Source organism: Pseudomonas sp. PDM21, from assembly GCF_014852505.2.
Lineage (GTDB): Bacteria > Pseudomonadota > Gammaproteobacteria > Pseudomonadales > Pseudomonadaceae > Pseudomonas.
Genome location: NZ_CM181223.1, coordinates 1,858,501 through 1,877,717 on the forward strand (window position 1 = coordinate 1,858,501; position 19,217 = coordinate 1,877,717).

General features: G+C 66.3%; 16 protein-coding genes. 14 read left to right on the plus strand and 2 right to left on the minus strand.

Annotated elements, in window-relative coordinates; all coding sequences use genetic code 11:
* The first annotated feature begins 82 nt into the window (after positions 1-82).
* The 3 genes from IB275_RS08785 (at position 83) to bglX (ending at position 4,738) form a co-directional block, all read left to right on the plus strand.
* The gene (locus tag IB275_RS08785) at positions 83-1,099 is read left to right on the plus strand and encodes a segregation and condensation protein A (RefSeq protein ID WP_192289182.1); all 1,017 of its coding nucleotides are present in this window, start codon (positions 83-85) and stop codon (positions 1,097-1,099) included.
* Positions 1,100-1,182: 83 nt separating this feature from the next.
* Positions 1,183-2,223: an SMC-Scp complex subunit ScpB gene (gene scpB / locus IB275_RS08790; RefSeq protein ID WP_192289180.1), complete on the plus strand. Its 1,041-nt coding sequence runs from the start codon at positions 1,183-1,185 to the stop codon at positions 2,221-2,223.
* 217 nt (positions 2,224-2,440) lie between these two features.
* Positions 2,441-4,738 carry a beta-glucosidase BglX gene (gene bglX, locus IB275_RS08795; RefSeq protein ID WP_285888652.1) on the plus strand — a complete coding sequence of 766 codons (2,298 nt, stop codon included), beginning with the start codon at positions 2,441-2,443 and terminating at the stop codon, positions 4,736-4,738.
* A gap of 59 nt (positions 4,739-4,797) precedes the next feature.
* Here the strand turns inward: bglX and IB275_RS08800 are convergent, their stop codons facing one another.
* Positions 4,798-5,577 carry a hypothetical protein gene (locus IB275_RS08800; RefSeq protein ID WP_192289176.1) on the minus strand — a complete coding sequence of 260 codons (780 nt, stop codon included), beginning with the start codon at positions 5,575-5,577 and terminating at the stop codon, positions 4,798-4,800.
* A gap of 176 nt (positions 5,578-5,753) precedes the next feature.
* Here IB275_RS08800 and IB275_RS08805 point away from each other — a divergent pair, with 176 nt between their 5' ends.
* On the plus strand, positions 5,754-5,936 hold the full coding sequence (locus IB275_RS08805; protein ID WP_081518029.1) for a DUF1289 domain-containing protein: 183 nt from the start codon (positions 5,754-5,756) through the stop codon (positions 5,934-5,936).
* Positions 5,937-6,209: 273 nt separating this feature from the next.
* Here IB275_RS08805 and gap read toward each other — a convergent pair whose 3' ends face one another.
* Positions 6,210-7,214 carry a type I glyceraldehyde-3-phosphate dehydrogenase gene (gene gap / locus IB275_RS08810; protein WP_192289174.1) on the minus strand — a complete coding sequence of 335 codons (1,005 nt, stop codon included), beginning with the start codon at positions 7,212-7,214 and terminating at the stop codon, positions 6,210-6,212.
* Between the two features lie 128 nt (positions 7,215-7,342).
* Between gap and edd the strand changes: the two genes are divergently transcribed.
* From edd to IB275_RS08860, 10 genes are all read left to right on the plus strand, one after another.
* Positions 7,343-9,169, plus strand: a complete 1,827-nt coding sequence (gene edd, locus IB275_RS08815) for a phosphogluconate dehydratase (RefSeq protein ID WP_192289172.1) — start codon at positions 7,343-7,345, stop codon at positions 9,167-9,169.
* 115 nt (positions 9,170-9,284) lie between these two features.
* Positions 9,285-10,283: a glucokinase gene (locus tag IB275_RS08820; protein WP_225607756.1), complete on the plus strand. Its 999-nt coding sequence runs from the start codon at positions 9,285-9,287 to the stop codon at positions 10,281-10,283.
* Between the two features lie 47 nt (positions 10,284-10,330).
* The gene (locus tag IB275_RS08825) at positions 10,331-11,065 is read left to right on the plus strand and encodes a response regulator (RefSeq protein ID WP_081518033.1); all 735 of its coding nucleotides are present in this window, start codon (positions 10,331-10,333) and stop codon (positions 11,063-11,065) included.
* Positions 11,066-11,084: 19 nt separating this feature from the next.
* Positions 11,085-12,506 (plus strand): ATP-binding protein, encoded by a 1,422-nt coding sequence (locus IB275_RS08830; protein WP_139791564.1) that lies wholly within the window; start codon positions 11,085-11,087, stop codon positions 12,504-12,506.
* A gap of 253 nt (positions 12,507-12,759) precedes the next feature.
* On the plus strand, positions 12,760-13,125 hold the full coding sequence (locus IB275_RS08835) for an endonuclease domain-containing protein (protein ID WP_192289170.1): 366 nt from the start codon (positions 12,760-12,762) through the stop codon (positions 13,123-13,125).
* 377 nt (positions 13,126-13,502) lie between these two features.
* Entirely contained in the window at positions 13,503-14,765 is a 1,263-nt protein-coding gene (locus IB275_RS08840; protein WP_192289168.1) for an ABC transporter substrate-binding protein, read from the plus strand.
* Positions 14,766-14,867: 102 nt separating this feature from the next.
* Positions 14,868-15,794 carry a carbohydrate ABC transporter permease gene (locus IB275_RS08845; protein ID WP_192289166.1) on the plus strand — a complete coding sequence of 309 codons (927 nt, stop codon included), beginning with the start codon at positions 14,868-14,870 and terminating at the stop codon, positions 15,792-15,794.
* Positions 15,787-16,632: a carbohydrate ABC transporter permease gene (locus tag IB275_RS08850; RefSeq protein ID WP_192289164.1), complete on the plus strand. Its 846-nt coding sequence runs from the start codon at positions 15,787-15,789 to the stop codon at positions 16,630-16,632. The genes IB275_RS08845 and IB275_RS08850 overlap by 8 nt, the downstream gene beginning before the upstream one ends.
* 11 nt (positions 16,633-16,643) lie before the next feature.
* Positions 16,644-17,804: an ABC transporter ATP-binding protein gene (locus tag IB275_RS08855; RefSeq protein ID WP_192289162.1), complete on the plus strand. Its 1,161-nt coding sequence runs from the start codon at positions 16,644-16,646 to the stop codon at positions 17,802-17,804.
* A gap of 52 nt (positions 17,805-17,856) precedes the next feature.
* On the plus strand, positions 17,857-19,215 hold the full coding sequence (locus IB275_RS08860; protein WP_138212817.1) for a carbohydrate porin: 1,359 nt from the start codon (positions 17,857-17,859) through the stop codon (positions 19,213-19,215).
* Positions 19,216-19,217: the final 2 nt, after the last annotated feature.

Below are 19,217 nucleotides of genomic sequence, written 5' to 3' on the forward strand. Positions count from 1 at the left end.
CAAATCCGCCAAAAGCCCCTCGCGCCACCGACAAAAGCAGGGATAATGCCGCCTTCGAACCCCAGCGCCTGACGAGTGGCCGATGAGTGACCTGACCGAGCCGGAAGCCCCCGCCGCCGCCCCTGAATACCAGGTGCCGGTGCAGCTGGCGCTCGTCTACGGCGAGGCCCTGACGGAGATGCCGCAGGACCTGTACATCCCGCCGGACGCCCTGGAGGTCTTCCTCGAGGCCTTCGAAGGCCCGCTCGACCTGCTGCTCTACCTGATCCGCAAACAGAACATCAACATCCTCGACATTCCCGTGGCGGAGATCACCCGCCAGTACATGGGCTATGTCGAACTGATGAAGTCGGTGCGCCTGGAACTGGCCGCCGAGTACCTGGTGATGGCCGCCATGCTCGCCGAGATCAAGTCGCGCATGCTGCTGCCGCGCTCGGCCGAGGCCGAGGCCGAAGAGGAAGACCCGCGTGCCGAGCTGATCCGCCGCCTGCAGGAGTACGAGCGCTTCAAGAAGGCCGCCGAGGACCTCGACGACCTGCCGCGCTTGGGCCGTGACTACGTGGTGCCCACTGTCGCCGCGCCGGATGCGCGGGCGCGCCGGCTGCTGCCGGAAGTGGACATGCAGGAGCTGATGCTGTGCATGGCCGAGGTGCTGCGCCGCGCCGACCTGTTCGAGAGTCACCAGGTCACCCGCGAGATGCTCTCCACCCGCGAGCGCATGACCGAGATCCTCGAACGCCTGAAGGGCGAGGGTTTCGTGCCCTTCATCAGCCTGTTCCGCGTCGAGGAGGGCAAGCTCGGCGTGGTGGTGACGTTCATGGCGGTGCTGGAGCTGGTCAAGGAACAGCTGGTGGAGCTGGTACAGAACGAAGCTTTTGCGCCCATCCACGTCCGCGCCCGCACGGAAGTGCAGGAGGGCGCCGCACGCTTCGGAGAAACGTCGGAAGACGTGCTGGAAGAGGGCGACGAAGACGTCTTCGAGCCGCGCGAAGAGCCGCCAGCCGAGCTGACCTTCGAGGACGGCCACTTCGACGGCCCGGAAGGCGAGGCAGCGCTTGACCAGGCACTGGGCGGCGAGCCGGAAGACGAGCCGCTCTGATCCGCCAGCGTTGCCCTGGCGCCGCGCTTTGAGTAGCTTTCCCGCCTGAACGGCGAAACCTTCAACCCCGACCCGAGCCCCCGATGAATCTCTCCGACCCGCAAGAACTGGCGACCCTGCTCGAAGGCATCCTCCTGGCTGCCGGCAAGCCCATGTCGCTGGAACGCCTCGGTGAGCTGTTCGAGGAGGCCGAGCGCCCTGAGCCGCAGCAGTTCCGCGATGCGCTGGCGGTGCTGGGCCTGTCATGCTCCGGGCGGGCCTTCGAGCTGAAGGAAGTCGCCACCGGTTACCGCCTGCAGGTGCGCGAGAAGTTCGCTTCCTGGGTCGGCCGGCTCTGGGAGGAACGTCCGCAGCGCTACTCCCGTGCGCTGCTGGAAACCCTGGCGCTGATCGCCTATCGCCAGCCCATCACCCGTGGCGAGATCGAGGAAATCCGTGGCGTCGCGGTGAACACCCAGATCGTCAAGACGCTGATGGAGCGCGAGTGGATCCGCATCGTCGGCTACCGCGAAGTCCCCGGCCGCCCGGCCATGCTCGCCACCACCCGCACCTTCCTCGACTACTTCAACCTCAGGAGCCTGGAAGACCTGCCGCCGCTGGCCGAGCTGAAACTGATGGAGCCCGAGCCGCAGCCGATCCTCGAGGACATGGCGCCGGTGGCCAGCCTGCCGAGCCCCGAGGAATACGACGAGGACTACGTGCCGCCGTCGCTGCAGGCCCTGGCCGACCAGGCCGTGCGCGATGCCGGCGAGGAGCCGGAGCCCGCGCCGCCGGAGGAACCGAAGGAGGAGACCAGTTTCCGCAGTCTGCTCGCCGAGCTGGACGAGATGGAGCAGGGCCTGAAGACCGACTTCGACGACCTGATCGACCGCCCGCCGAGTGACGACGAGGACACCGGTGTGGATGCCGACTTCAGCGGCGTGCATGCGCTGCCGGAGGTCGAGCCGCAGGGCGAAGCCGAAGCGCCTGTCGAACCAGAAACGGAAAGCCAGCCCGAAGCACCCGCGCCCCCGCAAGCCCACGCACCGTCCGCGCCCGCGGAAGACGAATGGGACGAAGAGCGCGCCCTGCGCGAAGCCATGCTCGAGGAAATGGAGTTCAACGCGCGCAATCGCGACCATTGAGCCTGGGCTTTGGCGCATCTGACCGAGGCTTTCCAGCCGTTCGGTGATTGACTTCCGCCCTCGGCGCGACGACCTTATGTGCCGCGTTCGCAAGGCGCTGGCGGCAACACCCGGGGATGCCGCCCGATCGACCGCCCTGACGACGTCTCTCGACAACAATCCACAGTGGCCTGGCGCGTCGCGCAGGCTGCTGAGTACCCATATGAAAAGAACTCCAATCAGCCGTATCTGCTGGCTCGGCCTCCTGCTGGGTCTTGGCAGCGCTTCGCTTTCCGCCGCCCAGGCGCCTGCCGCCGCACCTGCCGTGCCGCTGGCCGGCCAGTCGAAGGACGCCTTCATCGACAGCCTGATGCAGCGCATGACGCTGGACGAGAAGATCGGCCAGCTGCGCCTGGTCAGCGTCGGGCCGGACCATCCCAAGCCGGTACTGCTGAAGGAAATCGCCGAGGGCACCACCGGCGCGGTTTTCAACACCGTGGTCCGTCCGGGCATCCGTGACCTGCAGGATGCGGCCATGAAGAGCCGGCTGAAGATCCCGCTGTTCTTCGCCTATGACGTGGTCCACGGCCACCGTACCGTGTTCCCCATCGGCCTGGGCCTGGCGGCGAGCTGGGACATGGCATCCATCGAGCGCAGCGCCCGCGTCGCGGCCATCGAGGCCAGCGCCGACGGCCTCAACCTGACGTATTCGCCCACCGTCGATATCGCCCGCGATCCGCGCTGGGGCCGTGTCTCCGAAGGCTTCGGCGAAGACGCCTGGCTGACCAGCAAGGTCGCCGCCGCGGTGGTCAAGGGCTACCAGGGCCAGGGCCTGAACCAGCCGCAAACCATCATGGCCGGGGTCAAGCATTTCGCCCTGTACGGCGCCGGCGAAGGCGGCCGCGACTACAACACCGTGGACATGAGTCCGCAGCGCATGTTCCAGGACTACCTGCCGCCGTACCGCGCGGCCATCGACGCCGGCGCCGGCGCGGTGATGGTCTCGCTGAACAGCATCAACGGCGTGCCGGCCACCGCCAACAAGTGGCTGCTGCAGGACCTGCTGCGCGGCCAGTGGGGCTACAAGGGCCTGACCCTGAGCGACCACGGCGCGGTGCTGGAGCTGATAAAGCACGGCGTGGCCGCCACCGAGCGTGACGCCACCCGGGCGGCGATCAACGCCGGCGTCGAAATGAACATGAATGACGACCTTTACGGCAAGCACATGCCCGAGCTGCTCAAGGCCGGGCTGATCAGCCAGGACGAGATCGACCGAGCCTGCCGCGACGTGCTCGCCGCCAAGTGGGACATGGGCCTGTTCCAGGACCCGTACCGCTACCTGCAGGGCAAGGACCCGGTCGACACCGACGCCGAGGACCGCCTGCACCGTGCCGACGCCCGCGAGATTGCGCGCAAGGGCATGGTCCTGCTGAAGAACGAAGGCGGCGTGCTGCCGCTCAAGCGTGACGGCGTGATCGCCCTGATCGGCCCGCTGGCCGACAGCAAGCGCGACGTGATGGGCAGCTGGTCCGCCGCTGGCAAGGCCTTCCAGGCCGTGACCGTGCTCGAGGGCATGGGCGCCGCCACCCGTGGTCATGCCGCGCTGCTCTACGCCAAGGGCGCCAATGTCACCGACGATCCGGAGATCGTCAAATACCTCAACGAATACAGCGAAGACGTGAAGGTCGACTCGCGCAGCCCAAAAGCCATGATCGACGAAGCCGTCGAGAAGGCGAAACAGGCTGACGTGGTGGTGGCCGTGGTCGGCGAATCCCAGGGCATGGCCCACGAGGCGTCGAGCAAGACCAACCTGCACATCGCGCAGAGCCAGATCGAGCTGCTCAAGGCCCTCAAGGCCACCGGCAAACCGCTGGTGCTGGTGCTGATGAACGGCCGGCCGATGGACCTGCGCTGGGAAAGCGCCAACGCCGACGCGGTGCTGGAAACCTGGTTCAGCGGCACCGAGGGCGGCAACGCCATTGCCGACGTGCTGTTCGGCGACTACAACCCGTCGGGCAAGCTGACCATGACCTTCCCGCGCTCGGTGGGTCAGGTGCCGATCTACTACAACCACCTGAACACCGGCCGCCCGTTCGACCACGAGCACCCGAACAAGTACACCTCGCGCTACTTCGACTCGCAGAACGGCCCGCTGTACCCCTTCGGCTACGGCCTGAGCTATACCGACTTCAGCGTCTCGGACGTGAAGATGTCGGGCAGCAAGTTGAAGAAGGGTGACCAGCTGACGGCCAGCGTGACCGTGAAGAACACCGGCAAGGTCGCCGGTGAAACCACCGTGCAGCTCTACCTGCGCGACGTCGCCGCGTCCATCAGCCGCCCGGTCAAGGAGCTCAAGGGCTTCAGCAAGATCCTGCTGCAGCCGGGCGAGTCGAAGGTGGTGCAATTCCCGATCCGCGAGGAAGACCTGCGCTTCTACGACAGCCAGCTGCGCTACGCCTCGGAGCCGGGCGAGTTCAAGGTCTACGTCGGCCTGGATTCGGACAACGTGAAGGAGCAGAGCTTCACGCTGCTCTAAGCGTCACGCGCTGCTGTAAACGAAAACGCCACGGCTGATCCAGCCGTGGCGTTTTTCGTTCAGGCGGCTTTGGCTGCCTTGCGGGAGCGGAGCCCGATCAGCCAGCGCACCGCGCCTTGCACCAGCACGGAAAGCAGCGCCGCCTCGGCGAAGCTCGGCAGGATGTCGTTGGCCGGCAGGCGCAACGCCAGCCACAGGCAGAACGCCGCGAAGGCCGGGCGCCCGCTGACCATGCCGCGCAGCAGGGCGATGACGAATCCCGCGCCGTGCAAGCGCTGCGATGACACGCAGAGCACGATGGAGAGCAGCGGAAAGACCGCCAGCAGGCCGCTCCAGCTAGGCCCGGCCCAGCCGGAGAGGGCGGTGACGGCCAGGGTCAGCAACGCACCGGCGAGCATGCGCAGGCCCAGCTCGAAGTGGCCCAACGCGGCGACCGTGCCCGGCAACTCGGCGCGGGGCATGAACAGCTGGCTGGTCAGCGCGCCCAGTACTGCGGCGAGAAGAGCCCAGACGGGCGCGGCTGGAAGTTGCGTCAGGGCCCAGGCAGCCACCAGCCAGGCGAGCATCGCGCCGCTCAGGGCCAGCGTCCAACGGTGCTTCCGGCACAACCAGGCATAGGCGAAGTTGAACGCTTCCGAAGCGAAGATCGCCGCCAGCGCCAGTAACGCGGCCTGGGCGCCGAAGTCGCGGCCGTGCTCCACGGTGATCAGGTACAGGATGGGGCCGGCGATGGCGGGCAGGGCGGCGAGACAGCCGGCAACAGTCGGCCCCCACCAGCGCCCGGAGAGGGATACCAGCAGCAGGAACAACGGAACCAGGGTGAGCTTGAGGGCGAGCATGGGCGAGGCCGGAAGGCGTGGAGGGCGGATTCTAGCAAGGCGCGCAGCCTTCGATTGCCCGCTTCGATAACCCGTGTCGATGGCGCCGATGGGGAAATCGAGTTGGACCTTGGCGCCGCGCGGGTGTCCATTGTGCAGGCCCACTGACGTTCACCCATCGAATCGAGAGGAAGTCCGTGAAGAGTCCGTGCATCAAGGTCTGCGAGTTCGAAGAGGGCATCTGCCTGGGCTGCGGCCGCAGCCGTGAGGAAATCAAGGCGTGGAAGCGCGTCGACCACCTGGGCCAGGAGGCGATCCTGGCCGAGGCGGACATGCGCCTGCTGGTGCTGGAGGCGCAGGGGAAAAGGCTGTACCGCTGAGTGGTGTTTGACGGTAACGCCGTGCCTGGGGTCCCCTCTCCCCAGCCCTCTCCCTGAAGGGAGAGGGGGCAGATCGTGCCGGCTGACACCCTCGTTTCCTCCTGCACCGGACAGTCCCCTCTCCCTCTGGGAGAGGGTTAGGGTGAGGGCAGCGGAAAGTGAATGCCATGGTTCCAGCGAGCACTCCAGGCGTAGGGCGAATAACCCGGAACGGGTTATCCGCCGCATCCTCCACGGCGGATAACGCTGGCGCGTTATGCGCCCTACAGAATGTCAGCCGCGTGCCGCAACCATCGCCCGCGCCGTATCCAGCATGCGGTTGGAGAAGCCCCATTCGTTGTCGTACCAGGCCATCACTTTCACCAGCCGGCCATTCACCCGCGTGTGGCTGGCGTCGAAGATGGCCGAGCGCGGGTCGTGGTTGAAGTCCACCGAGACCAGCGGCTGGCCGTTGAAGCCGAGGATCGTCGAGCGCTCGCTGGCGCGCTCCAGCAGCGCATTGACCTCCTGGGCGCTGGTGTCGCGGGCGACCTGCAGCGTGAGGTCCACCAGCGACACATTGATCACCGGCACCCGCACCGCCAGGCCCGTCAGCTTGCCCGCCAGTTCCGGCAGCACCAGGCCAACGGCTTCGGCGGCGCCGGTTCTGGTCGGGATCATCGACTGGGTAGCCGAGCGCGCGCGGTACGGGTCGCTGTGGTAGACGTCGGAGAGGTTCTGGTCGTTGGTGTAGGCGTGGATGGTGGTCATCAGCCCGTGTTCGATGCCCAGCTCGCGGTGCAGCACCTGGGCTACCGGCGCGAGGCAGTTGGTGGTGCAGGAGGCGTTGGAGACGATGCGGTGTTCCGCGCGCAGGATGCCTTCGTTGACACCGAACACCACCGTGGCGTCCACGTCCTGGCCGGGCGCGGAGATCAGCACCTGGCGCGCGCCGGCCTGCAGGTGCGCCGCAGCCTTGTCGCGGGAGGTGAAAAGGCCGGTGCACTCCAGCACGATATCCACCCCCAGGGCCTTCCACGGTAGCTCGGCCGGATGGCGGATCGCCGTGACGGCAATGCGGTCGCCCTCTACCCTGAGGCTTTCGGCATCGTGCTCGACGTGGCCGGCGAAGCGCCCATGCACGCTGTCGTACTGGAACAGGTGGGCGTTGATCGCGGCGTCGCCCAGGTCGTTGATCGCCACCACTTGCAGGTGTTGGCGGTAGGGGCCCGAGTAGAGCGCGCGGAGTACGTTCCGACCGATGCGGCCAAATCCGTTGATTGCCAGGCGTATAGTCATGAAGGTCGTCTCTTTTCTTTTGTTGTGGTAAAAACAATTAAATTTCCACGTTGATGAAAAGTAAACACCGAGTAATCAACGATAATGTTGTAAAAACAACAACCGATAGTCTGTAGGAGAATGCTGCCATGCACCCTCGTGTGCTTGAAGTCACCCAGCGCATCCAGGCCCGCAGCGCGGCCACGCGTCAGCGCTACCTCGATCTGGTCAAGGCAGCCGCCACCAAGGGTCCGCACCGCGGCACGCTGCCCTGCGGCAACCTCGCCCACGGCGTCGCGGCTTGTGGTGATTCCGACAAACAGGCGCTGCGGCTGATGAACCAGGCCAACGTCGCCATCGTCTCCGCCTATAACGACATGCTTTCCGCGCACCAGCCGCTGGAGCGCTTCCCGGAACTGATCAAGGACGCCCTGCGGCAGATCGGCTCGGTCGGCCAGTTCGCCGGCGGCGTACCGGCCATGTGTGACGGCGTTACCCAGGGCGAGCCGGGGATGGAACTGTCCCTGGCCAGCCGTGACGTGATCGCCATGGGCACCGCCATCGCGCTGTCGCACAACATGTTCGACGCCGCGCTGTGCCTGGGCGTATGCGACAAGATCGTCCCCGGCCTGCTGATCGGCTCGCTGCGCTTCGGCCACCTGCCGGTGGTGTTCGTGCCCGCCGGCCCCATGCCCACCGGTATCTCCAACAAGGAGAAGGCCGCGGTGCGCCAGCTGTTCGCCGAAGGCAAGGCCACCCGCGAGGAGCTGCTGGCCTCGGAGATGGCCTCCTACCACGCGCCGGGCACCTGCACCTTCTACGGCACCGCCAACACCAACCAGTTGCTGGTGGAGGTGATGGGCCTGCACCTGCCGGGCGCTTCCTTCGTCAACCCGAACACCCCGCTGCGCGACGAGTTGACCCGCGAAGCCGCGCGCCAGGCTGCGCGCCTGGCGCCGGAGAACGGCCAGTTCGTGCCCATGGCGGAGATCGTCGACGAGAAGGCCATGGTCAACTCGGTAGTGGCGCTGCTGGCCACCGGCGGCTCGACCAACCACACCCTGCACCTGCTGGCCATCGCCCAGGCCGCCGGCATCCAGCTGACCTGGCAGGACATGGCCGACCTCTCCGAAATCGTGCCGACCCTGGCGCGCATCTATCCCAACGGCCAGGCCGACATCAACCACTTCCAGGCGGCAGGCGGCATGTCCTTCCTGATCCGTCAGCTGCTCGACGGCGGCCTGCTGCATGAAGACGTGCAGACGGTGGTCGGCAAGGGCCTGCGTCGCTACATCCAGGAACCTTTCCTCGACGACGGCAAGCTGGTCTGGCGCGAAGGTCCGGCGGCGAGCCTGGACGAGAACATCCTGCGCCCCATCGACAAGCCGTTCTCGGCCGAAGGCGGCCTGCGCCTGATGGAAGGCAACCTTGGTCGCGGCGTGATGAAGGTTTCCGCCGTGGCGCTGGAGCACCAGATCGTCGAAGCCCCGGTGCGCATCTTCCACGACCAGTCGAGCCTGGCCGCCGCCTTCAAGGCCGGCGAGCTGGAGCGTGACCTGGTGGCCGTGGTGCGCTTCCAGGGCCCGCGCGCCAATGGCATGCCGGAGCTGCACAAGCTCACACCGTTCCTTGGCGTGCTGCAGGACCGTGGCTTCAAGGTGGCGCTGGTCACCGATGGGCGCATGTCCGGCGCTTCTGGCAAGGTGCCGGCGGCGATCCATGTGTCTCCGGAGGCGCTCAACGGCGGCCCGCTGGCCAAACTGCGCGACGGCGATGTGGTGCGCGTCGACGGCACTACCGGCGAGCTGCGTGTGCTGGTGGATACCGCAGAGTGGGATGCCCGTCCGCTCGTCGAGACCCCGACACTGGATAATGTCGGCATGGGTCGCGAGCTGTTCGCCTTCATGCGCAATGCCTTCAGTTCGGCCGAGCAGGGCGCCTGCAGCTTCACCGCCGAGCTCGACGGCTTGCGCTGAGACGCGTACTTGATGGAGTCTTCCGAGCGGCGTGACTGCCTGTCTGTCGCACGGGAGAGCCTTCGGCGCTGTCCTACGCTGAACCTTTTCCTCCACTTCCAGGCCCGAGCCCACAATGATTTCCAACAACGCTCAGCCCGCCTCGAACGGTTTCGCCCTGGTCGGCGACATCGGCGGCACCAACGCCCGCTTCGCCCTGTGGCGCGGTGAAGTCCTCGAGTCCATCCAGGTCCTGGCCTGCGCCGACTACCCGCGCCCGGAAGACGCCGTGCGCGACTACCTGCAGCGCGTCGGCCAGCCGCTGTCGGCCGTCGATAACGTCTGCCTGGCCTGCGCCGGCCCCGTTGGCGATGGCGACTTCAAGTTCACCAACAACCACTGGGTGATTCGCCGCGACGCCTTCCGCGCCGAGCTGGGCCTGAGCCACCTGCTGCTGGTGAACGACTTCAGCACCATGGCCTGGGCGGCCTCGCGGCTGTCGGAGGAACACCTGGTGCAGGTGCGCCCCGGCAAGGCGCTGGAAGGCCGCGCCAAGCTGATCATCGGTCCGGGCACCGGCCTGGGTGTCGGCAGCCTGATGCCGCTGCCGGGTGGCGGCTGGGAAGTGCTGCCCTGCGAAGGCGGCCACGTCGACCTGCCGGTGACCTCCGAACGTGACTTCGCCCTCTGGCAACTGCTGCGCGAGAAGTACGGCCATGTCTCGGCCGAGCGCGTGCTCTCCGGCAGCGGCCTGGAAAACCTCTACCGCATGAGCTGTCAGCTCGATGGCGTGGAGCCGAAATGCGCGACTGCCGCCGAGATCGGCGAGCGCGCCATGGCTGGCGACGCCTATGCCGACGCGGTGCTGGAGCACTTCTTCGTCTGGCTGGCGCGCGTCGCCGGCAACGCCGTGCTGACGGTCGGCGCGCTGGGTGGCGTGTACATCACCGGTGGCATCGTCCCGCGCTTCCTCGAGCGCTTCCAGCACAGCGGCTTCGCCGAGGCCTTCCGCAGCCGTGGCAAGACCAGCGGGCCGTACCTCGACCAGGTTCCGGTGTGGGTCATGACGGCGGATCATCCGGGCCTGTTCGGCGCCGGCGTGGCCCTGGAGCAGGCGCTGCGCAACGAAGGCTGACACCCCGCTTCATCCCTGAAGAACAACAAGAACAAAGGACGCCCGAAGTGAACCAGCCTGCCCGATCCATCCTGCTGGTGGACGACGACCAGGAAATCCGCGAGCTACTGGAAACCTACCTCAGCCGCGCCGGCTTCCAGGTGCGCAGCGTCGCCGATGGCGAGAGCTTCCGCCGCGCGCTGTGCGACGAGGACGCCGCCCTGGCGATCCTCGACGTGATGCTTCCCGACGAGGACGGCTTCAGCCTGTGCCGCTGGATTCGCTCACACCAGCGCCACGCCTGCATGCCGGTGATCATGCTCACCGCTAGTTCCGACGAAGCCGACCGCGTGGTGGGTCTGGAGCTGGGCGCCGACGACTACCTCGGCAAGCCCTTCAGCCCCCGCGAGCTGCTGGCGCGGATCAAGGCGCTGCTGCGCCGTGCGCAGTTCACCCAGGTGCGCGGCGGCGAGGTCATCGCGTTCGACGACTGGCGGCTGGATACCATCAGCCACCGGCTGTTCCACGAGGACGGCGAGGAGCACTTCCTCAGCGGCGCCGACTTCGCCCTGCTCAAGCTGTTCCTCGACAACCCCCGGCAGATTCTCGACCGCGATACCATCGCCAGCGCCACCCGTGGCCGCGAAGTGATGCCGCTGGAGCGCATCGTCGACATGGCCGTGTCGCGCCTGCGCCAGCGCCTGCGTGACACCGAGAAACCGGCGCGGCTGATCCAGACCGTGCGCGGCAGCGGCTACCTGCTGGCCGCCCAGGTTCGCCCGCACCTCGCCGGCCATGAGTGAACGCCGCCGCTGGGCCCTGGTGCCGCGCTCGCTGCTCGGCCGCATGCTGCTGCTCACCCTGCTGGCGGTGCTGATCGCCCAGGGCCTGTCGAGCCTGTTCTGGATATCCCACCTGCGCACCAGCCAGCGTGACGGCCTGCTCACCAGCTCGCGCAGCCTGGCTTATTCCATGGCCGCCAGCGTCAGCTACTTTCGCTCGCTGCCCATCGGTTACCGTCCGCTGGTGCTCGACCAGCTGCGCAGCATGGGCGGTACGCGCTTCTTCGTCTCGCTCAACGAACGCCCGCTGAACCTGCGCGCGCTGCCGGACACCACCAACAAGCAGGCGGTGATCGACATCGTGCAGGACGTGCTGCACCAGAAGCTGGGCAAGGACGTCGAGCTGCAGGTCGAGTTCGTCAGCCCGGACGACCTGCGGCTGTTCAACGGCGAGCTGAAGCTGGAGGAACTGCCGCGTTCCTGGGCGCACTACGCGCTGACCCTGGAGCCGGTGAACCCACCGGTGCTGGTCACGCAGATCCGCATCGGCGAAAGCGAATGGCTGTACATCGCTAGCCTGATGCCGGCGCCCTACGTCACCCTGGAACCCGAAGGCCTGCCGCCGCAGCAGGTCATCTCCATCGTCTTCACCAGCCTCCTGCTGCTGCTGTTCACCGGCCTGCTGGTGCACTGGCAGAGCCGCCCGCTCAAGCGCCTGGCCCGCGCCGCCCGCGACATCGCCCTGGGCGGCGAGGAACAGCCGCTGGAGGAGAGCGGCGCGAGCGAGCTGGTGGAGGTCTCCCGCGCCTTCAACACCATGCGCGAGCGCATCGACCGCTACGTCAACGAACGCGCGCAGCTGTTCAGCGGCATCTCCCACGACCTGCGCACGCCGATCACCCGCCTGCGCCTGCGCGTGGAACTGCTGGAGGATGAACAGGCGCAGGACAAGTTCAGCCACGACCTCGACGAACTGGAACTGCTGGTGAAGGGCGCGCTGCAATGCGTGAAGGACACCGACATCCACGAAAACGTCGAGTCGGTGGACCTCAACCAGTTGCTGCAGTACGTCGCCGGCCCCTACATCGCCGACGGCCGCGTCGAAGTGCTGGGCGCGGCGCTCGAGCCTTATCCGGGCAAGCCGCTGGCGCTCAAGCGCTGTATCGGCAACCTGCTGGACAACGCCCTGAAGTACGGCGGCCGCGCCCAGCTGAGCATCGAGGATGATCCCGACGCGGTGGTCCTGCACGTCGACGACCAGGGCCCCGGCGTGCCGGAACAACGCCTGGAGAAAGTCTTCGAACCGCGCTTCCGGTTGTCCGAACGCGGCCAGGGGTACGGCCTTGGCCTCGGTATCGCGCGCAACATCGCGCATACCCACGGCGGCGAAGTCACCTTGCAGAACCGCCGTGAGGGTGGGCTGCGAGTGACGTTGAGGTTGCCGCGGCTGGAGGTTGAGTAGGGCGGTTGGTTGCTCTTGGTCGCTCCGGAGTGCTCGGTTATTGCGCCCCTCTCCCTAACCCTCTCCCTGAAGGGAGAGGGGACTGGATCGGCGCGAGTGGTAACCACGGAGTTGGCTTGATGCCACGGTGTGAGTGGACGCAGAAGCCTACAGGCAGCTCGGAAAGCTCCCTCTCCCTTCAGGGAGAGGGCTGGGGAGAGAGTGGTGGGCCGAGGCACTAGCCTCCAGGCGTAGCCCCGCCGGAGCCAACCCAATGACCTCCCACCTCACCCAGTTCTCGAAACAACTCCGCCATGACCAGACCGAAGCCGAACGCGCCCTCTGGCACCACCTGCGCGCCCACCGCTTCCTCGGCCTCAAGTTCCGCCGGCAAAAGGTCATCGGGCCCTACATCATCGATTTCATTTGTCACGAACGCCTGTTGATCATTGAGCTGGATGGTGGGCAGCATCTGGATTCCAGTGAGGGTCAGCAGCGCGACGCGTGGCTCAAGGCCAGGGGTTTCATGGTGCTGCGCTTCTGGAATCATGATGTGCTGTCGAAGATGGATTCGGTGCTGGAGGCGATACGTCTGGCGCTCGATGCGGACGCTTTGCCCTCTCCCCAACCCTCTCCCTGAAGGGAGAGGGGGCCGTTCGGCGTGAAGCGAGACCTCGGTTTCAGCCGGCCTCTCCATTGATATTTGAAAGCTCCGATGGCATCAGGCGAACTGCACACCTGGCACGGCAGAGGACAACTCCCTCTCCCTTCGGAGCGGGGCGCGCAGCCAGGGCGGGGGAGAGGGTGGTAGGCCGAGCGGAAATCCCCCAGGGGGTATCCGTAAGCGCGCTTTCACGCTCCAATCCACCTCCACGCTCGTATCAACCCCAAGCCCCAATGTCACCACCTCGTGACAATCAAAGATCGCTTCGTTACCCGGAGAACGGAATGCCTTGGATAGACTCGGACCATCGCAAGCAAAGACTTGCCTCCAATAACAAGAACAAGGTGCTCCCCATGAATGCGATCCGTCGCCTGTCGGCCGCCATCTGTCTTTCCTCCCTCTGTCTCTCCCCCCTGCTGGCCCACGCCGGTGAAGTCGAAGTGCTGCACTGGTGGACTTCCCCCGGTGAGAAGCGCGCTGCCGAAACCCTGAAGAAACTCGTCGAAGCCAAGGGGCACACCTGGAAGGACTTCGCCGTCGCCGGTGGCGGTGGTGAAGCGGCCATGACCGTGTTGAAGACCCGCGCCGTCTCCGGCAATCCGCCGGCCGCCGCGCAGATCAAGGGGCCGGACATCCAGGAGTGGGGCGAGCTGGGGCTGCTCGCCGACCTCAATGACGTCGCCGCCGAAGGCAAGTGGGACCAGCTGCTGCCGCCGCAGGTCGCACAGATCATGAAGTACAAGGGCGACTACGTGGCCGTGCCGGTCAACGTGCACCGGGTGAACTGGCTGTACATCAACCCGGAAGTATTCAAGAAGGCCGGTGCCACGCCGCCGACCACCCTCGACGAATTCTTCGCCGCCGCCGACAAGCTCAAGGCTGCCGGCTTCACGCCGCTGGCCCACGGCAGCCAGCCCTGGCAGGACGGCACCCTGTTCGAGAACCTGGTGCTCAGCAAGATGGGCCCGGAGGGCTATCGCAAGGCCTTCGTCGAACTGGACAAGGAAACCCTCACCGGTGCTCAGATGGCCGACGTCTTCGCCGCGCTGAAGAAGCTGCACGGCTACGTCGACGCCGACGCTGCCGGACGTGAGTGGAACGTCGCCACCGGCATGGTCATCAATGGCAAGGCCGGCATGCAGATCATGGGCGACTGGGCCAAGAGCGAGTTCACCGCCGCCGGCAAGGTGGCGGGCAAGGACTACCAGTGCCTGCCGTTCCCCGGCACGCAGAAGGCCTTCGACTACAACATCGATTCCCTGGTGATGTTCAAGCTGAGCAACGAGGAGAACCGCAAGGCCCAGGAAGACCTGGCGCGCGCGGTGCTCGACCCGTCCTTCCAGAAGGACTTCAGCCTGAACAAGGGCTCGATCCCGGTGCGCCTGGACGTCGACATGACGCCGTTCGACAGCTGCGCCCAGCAGTCGATGAAGGACTTCAAGGCCGCTTCCGCCAGCGGCAACCTGGTGCCAAGCATGGCCCACAGCATGGCCGCCTCCAGCTACGTACAGGGCGCGATCTTCGACGTGGTCACCAACTTCTTCAACGACCCCGCCGCCGACCCGCAGAAGGCCGCGCAGCAACTGGGCGCCGCCATCCAGGCCGCCGCGCAGTAACACGCTCGCCGGCTCCGTCGCGGAGCCGGCCTCTCTTCCCAACTGAACGACTCCGGGCCGCCATGGCGGCCCGGGTGGGCTCACTCATCCTCGAGAAAGCAGATGGCGACCCGATCTCCGACTTTCACTCCTGCTGTCGCGCCACGCGCTTCGCTGCTCGATGGCCTGCAGGCCTGGCTGCCGAAGCTGGTGCTGGCCCCGAGCATGCTCGTGGTGCTGGTCTGCGTGTACGGCTACATCGGCTGGACGCTGCTGCTGTCCTTCACCAACTCACGTTTCATGCCGGCCTACAGCTGGGCCGGGCTGAGCCAGTACCTGCGCTTGTGGGACAACGACCGCTGGTGGGTGGCGAGCAAGAACCTGCTGCTGTTCGGTGGCCTGTTCATCGGCGTCTGCCTGGTGCTCGGGGTGTTCCTCGCGGTGCTGCTGGACCAGCGCATCCGTCGCGAAGGCTTCATCCGCACGGTGTACCTGTACCCCATGGCGCTGTCCATGATCGTCACCGGCACCGCCTGGAAGTGGCTGCTCAATCCCGGCCTGGGCCTGGACAAGCTGCTGCGCGACTGGGGCTGGACCGGCTTTCGCTTCGACTGGCTGGTGGACCCGGAGCGGGTCGTCTACTGCCTGGTGATCGCCGCCGTATGGCAGGCCTCGGGCTTCGTCATGGCGCTGTTCCTTGCCGGCCTGCGTGGGGTCGACCCGGCCATCGTGCGTGCCGCCCAGGTGGACGGCGCGAGCCTGCCGACCATCTACCTGCGCATCGTCCTGCCGAGCCTGCGCCCGGTGTTCTTCAGCGCACTGATGATCCTCGCGCACATCGCCATCAAGAGCTTCGACCTGGTCGCCGCGATGACCGCCGGCGGCCCCGGCTACTCCTCCGACCTGCCGGCGATGTTCATGTACGCCCACACCTTCACCCGTGGCCAGATGGGCCTGGGCGCGGCCAGCGCGATGCTGATGCTGGGCGCCGTGCTGGCCATCGTCGTGCCGTACCTGTACTCCGAACTGCGGGGCAAGCGCCATGCATGACTCGACCCTGAAACCGTCGTTCAGCCTGAGCCGCCTGGCGGTGCACGCGACCCTCTGGGGCGCCGTGGCGCTGTACGTGATCCCGCTGCTGGTGATGCTGTTGACCAGCTTCAAGTCGCCCGAGGACATCAGAAGCAGCAACCTGCTGGCGCTGCCGGACGTGTTCACCGTGGTTGGCTGGGTGAAAGCCTGGGGCGCAGTGGGCGACTACTTCTGGAACTCGGTGAAGATCACCGTGCCGGGCGTGCTGATCTCCACCTTCATCGGCGCCATGAACGGCTACGTGCTGTCGATGTGGCGCTTCCGCGGTTCGCAGCTGTTCTTCGGCGCGCTGCTGTTCGGCTGCTTCCTGCCGTTCCAGGTCATCCTCCTGCCGATGTCCTTCACCCTCGGCAAGCTCGGCCTGGCCAACACCACCACCGGCCTGGTGATGGTGCACTGCATCTACGGCCTGGCCTTCACCACGCTGTTCTTCCGCAACTACTTCGTGGCGATCCCGGATGCGCTGGTGAAGGCCGCGCGCCTGGACGGCGCGGGGTTCTTCACCATTTTCCTACGCATTCTGATGCCGATGTCCACCCCCATCGTGATGGTTTGCCTGATCTGGCAGTTCACCCAGATCTGGAATGATTTCCTCTTCGGTGTGGTGTTCGCCAGTGGCGACGCGCAACCGATCACGGTGGCTCTGAACAACCTGGTGAACATCAGCACGGGCGTGAAGGAATACAACGTCGACATGGCGGCCGCGATGATCGCGGCGCTGCCCACGCTGGTGGTCTACGTACTGGCCGGCAAGTACTTCGTGCGCGGGCTCACTGCCGGCGCCGTCAAAGGTTGAGGTAAGCACCGATGTCCACCCTTGAACTGCACAACCTGCACAAGTCCTACGGCGCAGGCCTGGCGGACACCCTGAAGTCGATCAACCTGGCGATCGAGTCGGGCGAGTTCCTGATCCTGGTCGGCCCTTCGGGCTGCGGCAAATCCACCCTGATGAACTGCATCGCCGGGCTGGAGAACGTCACCGGCGGCGCCATCCTGGTGGATGGCCAGGACATCAGCGGCATGAGCCCGAAGGATCGCGACATCGCCATGGTGTTCCAGTCCTACGCGCTGTACCCGACCATGAGCGTGCGCGAGAACATCGCCTTCGGCCTGAAGATCCGCAAGCTGCCGAAAACCGAGATCGACGCCGAGGTGGCTCGCGTGGCCAAGCTCTTGCAGATCGAGCACCTGCTCGAACGCAAGCCCTCGCAGCTTTCCGGCGGCCAGCAGCAGCGCGTGGCCATGGGCCGGGCGCTGGCGCGGCGGCCGAAGATCTACCTGTTCGACGAACCGCTGTCGAACCTCGACGCCAAGCTGCGTGTGGAGATGCGCACCGAAATCAAGCTGATGCACCAGCGCCTGAAGACCACCACGGTGTACGTGACCCATGACCAGATCGAGGCCATGACCCTGGGCGACAAGGTGGCGGTGATGAAGGACGGCATCGTCCAGCAGTTCGGCACACCGCAGCAGATCTACAACGACCCGGCGAACCTGTTCGTCGCCAGCTTCATCGGTTCGCCACCGATGAACTTCATCCCGCTCAAGGTCCAGCAGCAGGGCGGCCGGCTGGTCGGCCTGCTGGACAGCGGCCAGGACCGCTGCGAGCTGCCGCTGCAACTGCAGGCCGGGCTGATCGAAGGCCGCGAGCTGATCCTCGGCGTGCGCCCGGAACAGGTGCAGTTGGCCACTGATGGCGCCAACGGTCCCAGCGACCTGCGCGCCGAGGTCGAGGTGGTCGAGCCCACCGGCCCGGACACCCTGGCCTTCGTCACGCTCAATGGCGCCAAGGTCTGCTGCCGCCTCGCGCCGGACCAGGCGCCCCAGCCGGGCTCGTCCCTGCAGCTGCGCTTCGATCCTTCCCGCGCGCTGCTGTTCGACGCGCAGAGCGGCGAGCGCCTGCGCGCCGAGCCGCGCGGCGACGGCGCGAACAAGGTGACGCCGCTGGCCCGCCAGAAGCATTCCTGAAACACCCCTGCCTGTAACTACGCTAGAAACCAAGACAACGAGGACGCTGGAGATGCACAAGAACAACAACAACCGGCCTGCAGCAAGAACCCTGGGCTGCCTGCTCGCGCTAGGCTGCGCGGGCAACGTCGCCCATGCCGCCGATGCCTTCTCATCCGAGTCCAGGTGGGGCCTGGGTGACTGGGGCGGCAAGCGCACCGAGCTGCTGGAGAAGGGCTACGACTTCAAGCTCGACTACGTCGGCGAGGCCGCCAGCAACCTGGGCGGCGGCTACGACCAGCACACCACGGCGCGCTACTCCGACCAGTTCGCCCTCGGCACCCACCTGGACCTGCAGAAGATCCTCGGCTGGGACGCCACCGAGTTCCAGCTGACGGTCACCGAGCGTAGCGGCCGCAACCTCTCCAACGACCGTATCAGCGACCCGCGCGCCGGGCAGTTCAGCTCCGTGCAGGAAGTCTGGGGCCGTGGCCAGACCTGGCGCCTGACGCAGATGTGGATCAAGCAGCAGTACTTCGACGGCGCGCTGGACGTGAAGGTGGGCCGCTTCGGCGAGGGCGAGGACTTCAACAGCTTCCCCTGCGATTTCCAGAACCTGGCCTTCTGCGGCTCGCAGGTGGGCAACTGGGTCGGCGGCATCTGGTACAACTGGCCGGTCAGCCAGTGGGCGGCCCGCGTGAAGTGGAACTTCAACGACGAGTGGTACGCCCAGGTCGGCGCGTACAACCAGAACCCGTCGAACCTGGAAACCGGTAACGGCTTCAAGCTCAACGGCAGCGGCACCAAGGGCACCATCCTGCCGGTGGAGCTGGTTTGGATGCCCAAGGTCGGCGCCCAGCAACTGCCCGGCGAATACCGCCTGGGCTACTACTACAGCACTGCCGAGGCTGACGACGTGTACGACGACGTCAACGGCAACCCGCAGGCGCTCACCGGCGAGCCGGCCAAGACCCACAGCGGCAAGCACGGCTGGTGGGTGGTGGCGCAGCAGCAGGTCACCGCCCATGACGGCGACACTTCGCGCGGCCTGAGCCTGTTCGCCAACTTCACCGTCCACGACAAGGCCACCAACACCGTCGACAACTACCAGCAGCTCGGCGTGGTCTACAAGGGCCCGTTCGACGCGCGGCCCAAGGACGATATCGGCTTCGGCGTGGCGCGCATCCACGTCAACGACGACGTGCAGGATCGCCAGCGCCTGGTGAACCAGGTCAACGGCATCGACGACTACGACAACCCGCTGTACCAGCCCATCCAGGACACCGAGTACAACGCCGAGCTGTACTACGGCGTGCATGTGACCAATTGGCTCACCGTGCGGCCGAACCTGCAGTACATCCGCCATCCGGGCGGCGTTGACGAGGTCAACAACGCTGTGGTCGCCGGCCTGAAGATCCAGTCCAGCTTCTGATT